The sequence below is a fragment of the Microbacterium sp. NPDC090281 genome (assembly GCF_044769635.1).
Lineage (GTDB): Bacteria > Actinomycetota > Actinomycetes > Actinomycetales > Microbacteriaceae > Microbacterium.
Map to the genome: position 1 here is coordinate 1,199,513 of NZ_JBIVYH010000001.1, position 11,605 is coordinate 1,211,117.

Sequence of the window (11,605 nt, forward strand, 5' to 3'; positions counted from 1 at the left end):
TGGAGCGGAGAGTGCGGACCGGAGCGGAGGCGCGGTCCGGAGCCAGACGGGCGGGGGCGCGGGCCGGAGCCAGACGGACCGGGCTAGAGGATGACGGTGGACTTGCCGTGCACGATCACGCGGTCCTCGGCGTGCCACTGCACTGCGCGGGCGAGCACCTGACGCTCGACGTCGGCGCCACGGCTCTGCAGCTGGGCCGCCGAGTCGGAGTGTGTCACGCGGGTGACGTCCTGCTCGATGATCGGTCCCTCGTCGAGGTCGGCCGTCGCGTAGTGCGCGGTCGCGCCGATCAGCTTGACGCCGCGATCCTTGGCGCGCGCATACGGGTTGGCGCCGATGAACGCGGGCAGGAACGAGTGGTGGATGTTGATCACCGGTGCATCGAGCCGGGTGATGAAGTCGTCGGTGAGGATCTGCATGTAGCGGGCGAGCACGACCAGGTCGACGTTGCCCCGCAGCAGGTCGAGCTGACGCTCCTCCATCACCGTCTTGTCGCCGGAGGGGATGTGCACGAACGGCACGCCGAACGAGCGGACGGCCTCGGCCAGGTCGGGGTGGTTGGAGACGACCATCGTGATGTCGATGTCGAGCTGCCCGCGCTGCGTGCGCCAGAGCAGCTCCATCAGGCAGTGGTCGTACTTCGAGACGAAGATCGCGACCCGCTTGCGCCGTGCGACGTCGTGCAGAGACCACTCCATGCCGAAGCGCTCGGCGACCGTCGAGATGTCGGCCTCGAGGGCGGGGCGGGCCGCCGAAAGCCCGTCGAGGTGGATCACGGTGCGCTGGAAGAAGCGTCCGTTCTCGGAGTCGGTCGAGTGCTGGTCGAGGGAGATGATGTTCGCCCCGTGCTGGGCGAGCACGCCGGCAACGGCGGCGACGATGCCGGGCTGGTCGTCGCAGGCGATGAGCAGGCGGGCGGTATCGGGCTGAGACATGGGGGCTCCTCGAGGGTGTGCATCGATTCTGCCGTGGATGCGCCGAGCGGGCGAATCGCGGAAGATCACCCGGTGCCCTGCAACCGCGCGGCTGCGCTCTCACCTACCCTGAGAGCATGGATGCGAGCGACCTCGGCCTGGTGCTGATCCCCCTGCTGGCTGTTGCCGCGCCGCTGCTCGCGCGCGGTGTGCGCCCCGTGGTGCGGGTGCCGATCGTGGTGTTCGAGCTCGTGCTCGGCATCCTCGTCGGCCCGGCGGTGCTCGGCTGGGTGGAGCCCGGCCCGCTGCTCGAGAAGCTCAGCGACTTCGGACTGGCACTGCTGTTCTTCGTCGCCGGCACCGAGATCGACTTCAAGATGGTGGCGGGCAAGCCGCTCGCACGGGCATCGCTCGGCTGGCTCCTCAGCGTCGTGCTGGGCATCGGCCTCGGCTTCTTCTTCGCCCCCGGCGAGGGGATGGTCGTGATCGGCATCGCGCTCAGCTCGACCGCTCTGGGCACGCTGATGCCGATCCTGCGCGACGCCCGCGAGCTGGACACGCCCTTCGGCCGCGCGATCAGCGCGATCGGCGCGGTCGGGGAGTTCCTGCCCCTGATCGCGATCTCGATCTTCCTCAGCACCCGCACGACCCCGCTCGCCACAGCGATCCTGCTGACCTTCGTGGTGCTGGCAGGGCTCGCGGTCCTGCTGGCGCATCGGGTACCTCACGGCCGGCTGCACCGCATCGTCCTCGCCACGTTGCACACGTCCGACCAGTTCGGGGTGCGCTTCGTGATTCTGCTCATCGCAGCGCTGGTCGGGCTCAGCGTGATGCTCGACCTCGACATGCTGCTCGGCGCCTTCGTCGCGGGCGCCGTCTGGCGCATCATCATGGCGCGGGCGCCGAAGGAGTCGGCGGAGCAGGTCGAGAGCAAGATCGAGGCGATCGCTTTCGGGTTCCTGGTGCCGATCTTCTTCCTCTACACCGGCGTCACCTTCGACCTTCAGGCGCTGCTCACCTCGTCGGGCGCCCTGGCCCTCGTCCCCATCTTCCTGATCGCGCTGCTCGTGATCCGCGGATCGGCCGCACAGCTCTCGGCACCGGCGGGGATGAGCGTCCGCGACCGGACGGCGCTCGGTCTGCTCGCCGCGACCGGCCTGCCGATCATCGTCGCGGTCACCGCGATCGGCGTGGATCAGGACATGCTCGACACCGGCACCGCTGCTGCGCTGGTCGGCGCCGGCATGCTGTCGGTGCTGCTGTACCCGCTGATCGGTATGACGCTGCGCGGAGATCGTGCCGAAGTCGTCGGGCCCGCGCGTGCAGGCGAAGCTGTGCAGGGGGAGCTGTGACGACCGCATCCGCGCTCCTGACGCAGGCCGTTCAGGATCTCGCCGGTGTCTCGAAGGAAGGACTCGGCGAGCAACGCGACTCCCGCTGGCGCGGGCGTCGCATCGTGCGGGTCGGCGAGGCCTGGCATCTGGGCGTTCTGCTGCTGACCGACACGCATGCGCTGGCGACCGCCGAAGTGCTGCGGGCGGCCGACCCCGGACGCCGTGGATACACGGCCGAGTCGGCCAGGGAGCGTGCCGAGCGTCGCGCGGAGGCTCTGCGCGGTGGCTTCGACGAGGGCGATGTGGTGCACGTCGGATGGAGCGTGATCGATGTGGACGCCGTGGATGCCGGCGGCTCATCCGGTCCGCTCGCCCTGATCGACGGGGTGCCGTCCGTGCGCTGGAGCGCGGCCGGCGGTTTCATGCCGCTGGAGGCATACCTGCGCGAGCGTGTGACACTGCTGCGCGACGCGGCAGCGAGCTGACCCAGGCCCGCTGACTCAGGCCCGCGGACTCAGGCGACGGTCTCGGCGAAGCGCCGCAGGAGGGCAGCGCCTTCGGTGACGGATGCTGAGAGCACCTGCTGCTGCACCGCGTCGAACTCGTCCGGGTCGAAGTAACCGGTGGTGCGATAGAACGTCATCCGGTCGGCGAAGTCGCGCGGGGTGGGCTCGGGGTGGAACTGTGCGGCGTACAGGTGCGTACCCACGCGGTAGGCCTGCACCGGGCAGGCCGCGTTGGTCGCCAGCAGCACGGCGCCGGGCGGCGTGCTCGCCGCGCTCTCCTTGTGCGCCGTGAACACCGTCAGGGCGGAGCCGCTGGGCCCGAACACGGGGTCGGCCGCGCCCTCTGGGGTCGTGTCGATCACAGTGGCGCTCGCAGGCTCAGGCGTGTCGGTCACGACCTCGCCGCCGAGCATGCGGGTGACCACCCCGATGCTGAAGCAGGTGAAGAACACGGCGATCTCGGCCGCCATCGCCGCATCGGCGAGCGTCCGGAGGTCGGCTTCGACGCGCAGCTGCTCTGCCGACTTCACCGGGTCGGAGACGTTGAAGGGCGAGCCGCCGACCACGACCCCGCGGTATCCCCGCAGGCGTTCGATGTGCAGGGGCGTCTGGAGCAGATCGAGCCGGTCGACCACGTCGACGCCCAGCGCCCGACGGAACGAGGCGTGCTCGGCATCCGCCGCCCCGGTCTCGGGCCGCACGCAGACGTAGAGAAGCGAGGCCATCAGGAGATTCTAACGATCGCGCGGTGGCCTTCCGACGCGGTCACCGCGAGGAGTTGGTCGTACGGCCGCGGACGATGCCGACGAACGTCTCGACGTCGGGCGTCGTGCGCTCGCGCGGCCAGACCAGGGCGACGGTCGATACCGGTCCGTCGGCGAGCACGCGGTGGTCGGCGTCTTTGCGGTGATGCATCCGCGCCAGCGACATCGGCACGATCACGATGCCGACACCGGACGCGGCGGTCACGATCGCCTCATTCGTCGGGAGTGCGGCGAACCGCGCCGGAGAGGTACCCGGCAGCTCGAGCGGGCCGAGCACATCGTCGGTCAGGCCGATCACGACTTCGCCCTCGAGGTCGGAGCCGGTGAGCTCAGCGGCCGCCATCAGGTGCGAATCGACCGCGGCGACGACGACGGGGAGCTCGTCGTACAGAGGGATGATGTGCAGAGAATCGTCGGTGAGCGGCAGACGCACCAGCGCCGCGTCGACCCCGTCGAGCGCGGCACGCTGGGTAGCGGCCTCGATCGGAACGAGCTCGAGCGGCACTCGTGGCATCCGCTGCTTCCACGCATCGATCCACTTGCCGGGTGTCGCCCCCGGCACGGCGCCCAGCCGGAAGGTGCGGGGTTCATCGGATTCAGGTTGAGGAGCATCGAAGACGACCTTGGTCGTCGGCTTCTTCGGCTTCTGCGGAGGGAACCGCTCGGCGGGGGCGGCCTTGTTCCGGCGCACAGGCGTGCCCCTGCTTGCGCCCTTCGCGGGCCGTCTTCCCTGATTCGCCATGGGACAAGGCTACTCGGCGAGCGGGTCAGAGATCTCGGGGCCAGGAGCAGGCGTGGTGGCCGCGAGCTTCCGCTGCGCTCGGCGGATGAGGCCGGCCGCTCCGCCCACGAGGAGCAGCACGCCCACCGTCAGCAGGAGGATCGTGACGATCGTGGTCGGTGTCAAGGCTACGAGTCCGTCTGCGACCGCGTCTCGGCGGTCGTCATCGGCGAGCATCCAGAGTGCGGTCGCCGCGATCACGGCGAACAGGAGGCCCCAGATGATGGCGGCCCAGCGGGTGCGGGGAGGAGTGGTCGTCTCGGTGATCGTCGGCGTGCTCATCACTGGTCTTCCTTCACGGGCTCGATGATGACGACGGCGATCTCGCCGCTGGTCTGGTTGATGGTGACGGGCTGGACGGTGGTGGTCGAAGCGTTCTCCGCAGCGATCTTCACCGCCACGGACGAGTCGCCGTCGCGTTCGCTCACGGGCCATACCCCGCTGTCGACGGTCTGGCCCGTCTCCTCGTCCCGCCGCGTCCACGACACGGTGGCCGTATCGACGGTGGCCTGCAGATCGAGCTCCACTCCAGGCTGGACGTAGACGAACGTGTTTCCGGATCCCTTGTCGACGACGATCCTCCGGGGCCCGTCGTCGTGCGGGTTCAGAGTGACGAACACGTCTCCGAACGGCTGACGGACATGGGCTGGTGCGTTGTTGCCGATCGAGGCGTAGCCGAGCGTGACTCCGGGGAAGGCAGAGAACGCGCCGGCCACGAGACCGCCCACCAGCGTGAGCACGGTGACGAAGGCGAGGAAGCCGCTGCGGCGGCGGAAGGCCCCGGCGACGATCATCCCGAGCGCCAGGATGAGGGCGGCGGCGAGCAGCCCCAGCGCGCCGCCGAGTGCCGCGCCGCCTGTGGCGAGCCCGACGGCGGCGCCCGTGATGATGGCGAGACCGATCATGGTCGCGGCGAACGCGAAGCCCGCCCGCGGGTTAGATGCCCGGCGGATGCGACGGCGCTCGGCTGCCTCTGCGGCGAACACCGCGGCCTCGGCCTGGCGCTCGCGGCGCAGCTGGTCACGGGCAGCCCGTTCGACATCCTGCTGCTGGCGCCGCCATGCCTGATCCTGTTCCTTCCAGGCGGCGTGCTGAGCGCGCCAGGCCTCGAGCGCGGCCGGATCCTGCGTGCCAGGGGCGAGCGGAGCCGGAGGGGCCGGAGGAGCAGCCGAGACGGCGGCATCGGAGGTCAGAGCAGCAGGTGCTGTCGGCGCGGTCATCACGGTGTCGACACCGGCAGGCGCCTCGTTCGAGAGAGTGGCGCCCGTCCCCTCGGCGGTACCCGAACCGTCGAGGGGAGCGGACGCGGCCGGGGCCGCCTGATCTGCGGAAGCCATCGGCAGATCAGGCGCGGAAGCACCCGGGGTTCGGCTGGCAGCGCGCACGATCAGGAAGAGCAGGGCGGCGACGAGGGCGATCCCGACGATCCAACTGATGAGAGAGAGCGTCGACCAGCCGTCGTAGCCGAGTCCGAAGAGGCGACCGGCGAGTGGAGCGGTGGGGAACAGTCCGATGACGGCCATCGCCAAGATGCCCCACTGCACGGGCTGGTAGTCGTGCCGCAGCAGATCGCGGACGTGGACGCGTCCGTCGACATCGGGCAGCAGCGCCCAGGCCGCGGCGTAGAGGAAGATCACGGGCAGGCCGAACAGGGCCGCGACCACGAGCACGCCACGCACGATCAGCGGGTCGATGCGCAGGCGCGCGGCGATGCCGGCGGCGACGCCACCGAGCCAGCCGTCGGACCGCGCGACGCCGAGGCCGGCGACCCAGAGGAGGAACCGATCGGCGCCCCGAGGGATGTCGGAGCCCGGGGTGCCGACGGCCGGAGCGGCGTGGTCGGCAGGGGGTGGTGGCGCAGTCGGAATCGTCATGCTTCGATCCTGGCGGCAACCGGCGGTGGCCTGCCATGGGGGGAACCCCTGAGTGGCCCCTGATTCTGAGCAGGGGAGGACCCGGAGCGGCCGTGCGGATGGTTGGATTGGCGACATGTCCTCTTCGGCGCACGCTCCTGCGCGACCTCCGCGCGTGGCTGCTCCGCCGCGCCCACCCCTGACCCGGGATCGTGAGTGCCTGGTGGCCGGGGTCAGCACGGGGCTCGCCCGCCATCTCGGTGTGCGGGTGTCGTTGGTGCGGGCGCTGTTCATCGCCCTGACACTGTGCGGCGGCGCCGGCATCCTCCTCTATGCCTGGTGCTGGACGTTCATGCCGTTGGCGGAGGGCGAGAGCGCGCCGACGAGGCGGATGCCGGTCGCGTGGCTGCTCCTCGTTCCCGCCGCGGTCGGGATGCTCGTCGTCCTCGTCTGGCGCGGCGGCAGTGACTGGCTCAGCGGGACGATCCCGCCCGACCTCGCCGCCTTCGTCGTGGGTGGCACGGTGGCGTTCGCGACCGGTGCAGGGCTGTGGGCGACGCTCATCGATCGCACCGACACCGCTCGCGGGCCCCGGCACACCCTGAGCATCCGGATCCTCGCGATCCTGTTGCTCGCGCTGCTGTTCGTGATCCTGCTGGCTTGGCCCGTGGCCTCGTCGGGGGTCGTGCTGGTGCTGATCCCTCTCGTCGGACTGGCCGCCGTGATCTCGTCCACACTGATCCCGCGGTGGCGAGAGCTCTCCGGGGAGCGCACTCGCCGCATCCGCGAGGAGCAGCGCAGCCAGATGGCCGCCCACCTGCACGATTCGGTGCTGCAGACGCTCGCCCTGATCCAGAACAGGGCGGGAGCGTCCAGCGAGGCCGCACGGCTCGCGAGGGCGCAGGAGCGGGAGTTGCGCGCCTGGTTGTACGACGGCGATGCCCCAGCCGACAGCGACCTCCCGACAGACCTGCGCGATTACGCGGGGGCGCTCGAGCTCGACTATCCGGTGCGCATCGAGGTCGTATCCGCTGGACTCTCCACCGAGCGTGCCAGCGGGGAGCTCGCGGCAGCGGCCAGGGAAGCGATCTTGAACGCGGCACGGCATGCGGGCGGCGAGATCTCGGTGTACATCGAGGGGAGCACGACGGGCGTCGACGTCTTCATCCGCGACCGGGGCGCCGGCTTCCTGCTCGACGACGTGCCGAGCGACCGCCTCGGCGTGCGGGAATCGATCATCGGCCGGATGCGCCGTGCCGGCGGGGCAGGAGCCGTCCGCAGCGACGAGAGCGGCACCGAGGTCCACCTCAGCATCACGACGGGCGCGCACCACGACCGGCCCGCGTCTCGACCCACACCCTCGCGGGAGGAGAACCGTGGCTGACAGCATCCGGGTCGTGATCGTCGACGACCACTCGATCTTCCGCTCAGGCCTGCGCGCCGACCTCGATGCGAGCGTCGACGTCGTGGGCGAGGCCGACGACGTGCCATCGGCGATCACCGTGATCGGTCAGACCCGACCCGACGTGGTGCTGCTCGATGTGCACCTGCCAGGGGGGAGCGGAGACGATGCGGCCGGGGGCGAGGCCGTGATCCGCGGCTCGGCGCCCACCGCGGCACGGTTCCTCGCGCTGAGCGTGTCGGATGCGGCGGCAGATGTCGTGCGGGTGATCCGCGCCGGCGCCAGGGGATACATCACCAAGGGCTCGTCGGGCATCGAGGTGAGCAAGGCCGTGCACGCTGTGGCAGGGGGCGATGCGGTGTTCTCCCCGCGGCTCGCCGGCTTCGTGCTGGATGCATTCGGGGCAGTGGCGGGAGAGACCGCGACGGCGACCGACGAGCTCGACAGGCTGTCGGCGCGCGAGCAGGAGGTCATGCGCCTGATCGCCCGCGGCTACGCCTACAAAGAGGTCGCGTCGGAGCTCTTCATCTCGATCAAGACGGTCGAGACTCACGTGTCATCGGTGCTGCGCAAGCTGCAGCTGTCGTCGCGCCATGAACTCACCGCATGGGCGTCGGAGCGGCGCCTGCTCTAAGTGGGGCTTGTGCGCGGCGACGAGTCACGAGATTCTGGGCGTCTCACCATGTGCCAGGCCCTTGGCGGGTCGGCCGGAGCGGAGCGACCATGCGTGTGCGTAGAGCGTTCGTCGTGTTCAACGTCGTCGTCCTGGGGTCTTTGACTCTCGCCGTGTTCTCTCCGCCCGGTCGCGCTTCCGCGGCAGAGGTGCAAGGGGCCTTCACCTCGGTCACGATCTCCCCCGTGCTGACGACGCCGTGGCAGCAGACGGGTGATCCCACGGCTGTCCCCGACGGATCGCTCGTCGATGTGTCGTTCACGTTCTCGATCCCCGACGCGACGGTCGCCGGTGACACCGCTTCGATGACGTTCGAAAGCTCAGGCGGGGTGGCATTCTCGGTCGGCGACCTCGTCCCGTTTCCGATCCTCTCGGATGCCGGGGAGACCATCGCGACGGTCACGGGTGCAGGTGGCACGGTGACGGTGACCTTCGCCCCGTATGTGGACACGCACACTGCTGTCAGTGGGTCTGCGACGCTGCAAGCCAAGGTGAGCGCGGCGACGGCGACGGAGACGCCGACCGTCTTCGCCGTTCCCATCGTCGTGTCCGATGGCACGTTCCCCGGCAGCGTTCGTCTCTATCGGATCACCGATGTGAGCGACGACGCCGCGGGCGTTCGCGGGGGCCTGGTCGAGGGGGCTTCACTCGAGTGGACCTACTTCAGCGGTGTCCCGCTCTTCAACCTGGATCTCGCATTGATGGACGGCGCCACCAGCGTCGATTGCGCCGCGCTTCAGCTCGAGTACCGCGACGCTGCTTGGACGCCCGGCGATCCGTATCCGAGCGATGCGCAGTTCGGGGCGCCTGCTCCCATCTCTTCGGCGACCTGCACACCCGTATCGCCGGGACTCGAAGCAGCCACGCAGGTGGTGAGCGTCGCGGCGGAGGCGGCAGTGCCGGTCGGCCTGCTCCGCGAGTTCCGTCTCACGACGCAGATCACGTCTGCGGAGCAGCCCGAGTTCCAAGCCGTGCTCGCGACCACCGATGCCGCATCTCAGCAATCGGTCTACTTCGCCGGTCTCGCGGGGCGACAGACGGCGCGCGGCACCGGAACCGGAACGCTCATCCCTGTGCCCCCTGTGCCCCCTGTGCCCACTCCCGACGCCGGCGGCGGCTCCGCCGGGGACTCAGGCACGCTCGCGGACAGCGGTCTGCGCATGAACGCAGCGCTGCCTGGGGTCGGGTTCGCTCTGCTCGCGGGGGCGCTCGTCGTAGCCGCGGTCACGCGATCAGGGAGACAGACGACTCGGAGATGATCGTCGTCCGGAGCTGCGCGGCTGGACTCAAGCCGCGAGCCACAGGCCCTTCTGGTCCGTGGCGATGGTGAGACCTGCGGCGACCGTTTCATCGTCGCCGATCCTGGCGCCTCGAACGATGCGCGCTCCGGGCCCGATATCGGTGCGGACTCCGACGTAGGCGTGATCGCCGATCGCGGCGCCGTGGCCGATGTGCGCGTGAGCGTCGACGAACGCGCCTTCGCCGATCACGGCGTCTTCATCGATCCAGGCGCCGCGGGCGATGGTCGCCCCGGCGCCGACGCGTGCGCCCGGTTCGATATAGGCACCCGCTTCGATGTGCGCCTTCGGATGCACCTTCGCGCCATGCGCGACGAGACCTCGACCGTTCGCGTGCTTGCGGTACCGCAACGTCGCGCCCTGATCGTTCTCGATGTCGACGTAGTTCTTGCCCACGATTCCTCCCGTGCTCCGGTGTTCTCCGGATATATCAACAACCACGGTCGGGGCGGATTCATTCCCGCGGATGGATGTGATCAGCGCTGGCAGGACGGACACCAGAACGTGACGCGTTCGCGGGTCGGATCTGCGCCCTGCTCTCCGCGTCTGATGAGGGTGCCGCAGCGCCGGCACGGGCGCCCGGCACGGCCGTAGACCCAGGTGGTCTGTCCCGGTCGATTGACGCCGGTGAAAGTGCGGTCCGGGCGGTCGCGGTTGGCGCGGATCGTGCGGACGCCGAGCCCGAGAAGAGCGGGAACATCGACCTCTGGCGTCGGCGTCGTGGGCAGGATTCCGCGCAGGAACAGGAGTTCTGCCGCATACTCGTTGCCGAAACCCGCGACATTGCGCTGGTCGAGGAGGGCGACGTGGATGCTGCGCGTATCGGCCCCGAGCCGTCGCACAGCCTCGGCAGCATCCCAGTCTTCGGCGAGCGGATCGGGGCCCAGGTAGCCGACCAGCTGATCCTCGTCGCGGGTGGGCACGACCTCGAGCTCGGCGATGTCGACGCCGACGGCTTCGCGATGCGCCGTGCCGACGATCGCGCGCACCTTGAAGGCCGGATGCCGCCACTTCTCGCCCGGCTGGTACACGAACCAGGCGCCGTCCATGCGCAGATGCGAATGGACAGTGCTCTCGCCGACGCGCAGGAGCAGATGCTTGCCACGTGCGACCACGGCGTGCACCTGCTGCCCGGTCAGATCGAGCGTCGCGAAACGTGGGACCCGAAGGTCGAAGCGGGTGACCTCTGCGCCGGCCAGGGCCTCGTCGAGACGCCGCGCCGTGCGGAAGACGGTGTCACCCTCGGGCATCGGGGAGCCTCGGGGCAGGGGCGGACGGTGGAGCGGTCGCGGTCGCGGTCGGTGGAGGCGTTGCGGGCACGGACGCGGGCGTCACGGGGGTGCGCGCCATCAGGTCGCGCGCGAGCATCGTGCTCCCGGCGACGGCGACCGGCATGATCGCGACGGCACCACCGGGCACCAGGAAGCAGAGCTGGGTGGCGACACCGAAGCCGAGTACCCGTGCGCGACTGCCCGAGAACAGTGCGGCACGATCAGCCGGGGTGAGCTCGCGCGCATCGAAGGCGCGTCCGGTGAGCTCGCGCGCGAGCAGACGACCGGTCAGGATGACGCCGAAGACCGGGCCGAGGAAGCCGCCGACGAGCGGAATGAGTCCGATCAGCAGGACCACGATCGCGATCAGGATGCCGAGCATCACCAGTCGCAGCCCCTCGCCGAGAGTCGTCCAGAAGCTGCCGCCGTCGGCAGGCGGTGCCTCACCGAGGTCGAGCTCGACCGCGTGCCAGATGCGCTGGTAGAACGGGTCGCCGATGGTCAAGGTCAACGCGCTGAAGACGACGCTGGCCAGGGCGAGTGCTGCGGCTACCACCACGAGGCCCACCGCGGTGCGCAGCAGACCCCGCCACGGCTCGCCCCATCCCTCGGCGAAAGGGGTGAGCCAGGCCGAGACCGACGGCATCCCGATCACCAGCGGAATGAGGGCCGCAGCGAGCACGAGGAGGGCGATGATCGCCGGGATCAGCCCGAGCACCATGAGCCCCGGCCGTGTGCGCCACAGCCCGAACCCCCGCAGCAGGGTGCTGATGCCGGTGGCGAACTCTCGGATCATGGCTTCCAGCGTA

At 70.0% G+C, this 11,605-nt stretch carries 13 protein-coding genes; 5 read left to right on the plus strand and 8 right to left on the minus strand.

Annotated features, from left to right (window positions below):
- Positions 1–83: 83 nt before the first annotated feature.
- Positions 84–935 (minus strand): formyltetrahydrofolate deformylase, encoded by an 852-nt coding sequence (purU, locus tag ACIQTX_RS05700; protein WP_402970009.1) that lies wholly within the window; start codon positions 933–935, stop codon positions 84–86.
- Positions 936–1,051: 116 nt separating this feature from the next.
- On the opposite strand from purU, the gene ACIQTX_RS05705 reads away from it, so the two are divergent.
- Complete coding sequence (locus tag ACIQTX_RS05705) at positions 1,052–2,266, plus strand: cation:proton antiporter (RefSeq protein WP_402970012.1); 1,215 nt, start codon at positions 1,052–1,054, stop codon at positions 2,264–2,266.
- On the plus strand, positions 2,263–2,733 hold the full coding sequence (locus ACIQTX_RS05710) for a glutaminase (protein ID WP_402970015.1): 471 nt from the start codon (positions 2,263–2,265) through the stop codon (positions 2,731–2,733). The genes ACIQTX_RS05705 and ACIQTX_RS05710 overlap by 4 nt, the downstream gene beginning before the upstream one ends.
- Positions 2,734–2,762: 29 nt before the next feature.
- Here the strand turns inward: ACIQTX_RS05710 and ACIQTX_RS05715 are convergent, their stop codons facing one another.
- Genes ACIQTX_RS05715 through ACIQTX_RS05730 form a run of 4 tightly spaced genes read right to left on the minus strand, consistent with a single transcriptional unit; the run spans position 2,763 to position 6,173 of the window.
- Positions 2,763–3,479 carry a GMP synthase gene (locus ACIQTX_RS05715; RefSeq protein ID WP_402970018.1) on the minus strand — a complete coding sequence of 239 codons (717 nt, stop codon included), beginning with the start codon at positions 3,477–3,479 and terminating at the stop codon, positions 2,763–2,765.
- 40 nt (positions 3,480–3,519) lie between these two features.
- Entirely contained in the window at positions 3,520–4,260 is a 741-nt protein-coding gene (locus ACIQTX_RS05720; protein ID WP_402970021.1) for a substrate-binding domain-containing protein, read from the minus strand.
- Positions 4,261–4,269: 9 nt separating this feature from the next.
- Positions 4,270–4,581 (minus strand): hypothetical protein, encoded by a 312-nt coding sequence (locus tag ACIQTX_RS05725; protein ID WP_028502551.1) that lies wholly within the window; start codon positions 4,579–4,581, stop codon positions 4,270–4,272.
- Positions 4,581–6,173, minus strand: a complete 1,593-nt coding sequence (locus tag ACIQTX_RS05730) for a PspC domain-containing protein (protein ID WP_402970024.1) — start codon at positions 6,171–6,173, stop codon at positions 4,581–4,583. Before ACIQTX_RS05730 ends, ACIQTX_RS05725 begins: the two co-directional genes overlap by 1 nt.
- 115 nt (positions 6,174–6,288) lie before the next feature.
- On the opposite strand from ACIQTX_RS05730, the gene ACIQTX_RS05735 reads away from it, so the two are divergent.
- The 3 genes from ACIQTX_RS05735 (at position 6,289) to ACIQTX_RS05745 (ending at position 9,486) form a co-directional block, all read left to right on the plus strand.
- Positions 6,289–7,536, plus strand: coding sequence for a PspC domain-containing protein (locus tag ACIQTX_RS05735; RefSeq protein ID WP_402970027.1), 1,248 nt, complete (start codon positions 6,289–6,291; stop codon positions 7,534–7,536).
- Positions 7,529–8,188 carry a LuxR C-terminal-related transcriptional regulator gene (locus ACIQTX_RS05740; RefSeq protein WP_402970030.1) on the plus strand — a complete coding sequence of 220 codons (660 nt, stop codon included), beginning with the start codon at positions 7,529–7,531 and terminating at the stop codon, positions 8,186–8,188. The genes ACIQTX_RS05735 and ACIQTX_RS05740 overlap by 8 nt, the downstream gene beginning before the upstream one ends.
- Positions 8,189–8,277: 89 nt before the next feature.
- Positions 8,278–9,486: an Ig-like domain-containing protein gene (locus ACIQTX_RS05745; RefSeq protein ID WP_402970033.1), complete on the plus strand. Its 1,209-nt coding sequence runs from the start codon at positions 8,278–8,280 to the stop codon at positions 9,484–9,486.
- Positions 9,487–9,513: 27 nt separating this feature from the next.
- Here the strand turns inward: ACIQTX_RS05745 and ACIQTX_RS05750 are convergent, their stop codons facing one another.
- From ACIQTX_RS05750 to ACIQTX_RS05760, 3 genes are all read right to left on the minus strand, one after another.
- Positions 9,514–9,921, minus strand: coding sequence for a DapH/DapD/GlmU-related protein (locus ACIQTX_RS05750; protein WP_028502548.1), 408 nt, complete (start codon positions 9,919–9,921; stop codon positions 9,514–9,516).
- An 80-nt stretch (positions 9,922–10,001) separates the two neighbouring features.
- Positions 10,002–10,775: a DNA-formamidopyrimidine glycosylase family protein gene (locus tag ACIQTX_RS05755; protein WP_402970037.1), complete on the minus strand. Its 774-nt coding sequence runs from the start codon at positions 10,773–10,775 to the stop codon at positions 10,002–10,004.
- Positions 10,762–11,592: an EI24 domain-containing protein gene (locus ACIQTX_RS05760; RefSeq protein ID WP_402970040.1), complete on the minus strand. Its 831-nt coding sequence runs from the start codon at positions 11,590–11,592 to the stop codon at positions 10,762–10,764. The genes ACIQTX_RS05755 and ACIQTX_RS05760 overlap by 14 nt, the downstream gene beginning before the upstream one ends.
- Between the last annotated feature and the right edge of the window lie 13 nt (positions 11,593–11,605).

Bases quoted from the DNA above. Each gene is read 5' to 3' on its own strand.
- ACIQTX_RS05730 (WP_402970024.1), bottom strand. From the start codon at position 6,173: ATGACGATTCCGACTGCGCCACCACCCCCTGCCGACCACGCCGCTCCG.
- purU (WP_402970009.1), bottom strand. From the start codon at position 935: ATGTCTCAGCCCGATACCGCCCGCCTGCTCATCGCCTGCGACGACCAG.
- ACIQTX_RS05725 (WP_028502551.1), bottom strand. From the start codon at position 4,581: ATGAGCACGCCGACGATCACCGAGACGACCACTCCTCCCCGCACCCGC.
- ACIQTX_RS05755 (WP_402970037.1), bottom strand. From the start codon at position 10,775: ATGCCCGAGGGTGACACCGTCTTCCGCACGGCGCGGCGTCTCGACGAG.
- ACIQTX_RS05705 (WP_402970012.1), top strand. From the start codon at position 1,052: ATGGATGCGAGCGACCTCGGCCTGGTGCTGATCCCCCTGCTGGCTGTT.
- ACIQTX_RS05745 (WP_402970033.1), top strand. From the start codon at position 8,278: ATGCGTGTGCGTAGAGCGTTCGTCGTGTTCAACGTCGTCGTCCTGGGG.
- ACIQTX_RS05760 (WP_402970040.1), bottom strand. From the start codon at position 11,592: ATGATCCGAGAGTTCGCCACCGGCATCAGCACCCTGCTGCGGGGGTTC.
- ACIQTX_RS05720 (WP_402970021.1), bottom strand. From the start codon at position 4,260: ATGGCGAATCAGGGAAGACGGCCCGCGAAGGGCGCAAGCAGGGGCACG.
- ACIQTX_RS05735 (WP_402970027.1), top strand. From the start codon at position 6,289: ATGTCCTCTTCGGCGCACGCTCCTGCGCGACCTCCGCGCGTGGCTGCT.
- ACIQTX_RS05715 (WP_402970018.1), bottom strand. From the start codon at position 3,479: ATGGCCTCGCTTCTCTACGTCTGCGTGCGGCCCGAGACCGGGGCGGCG.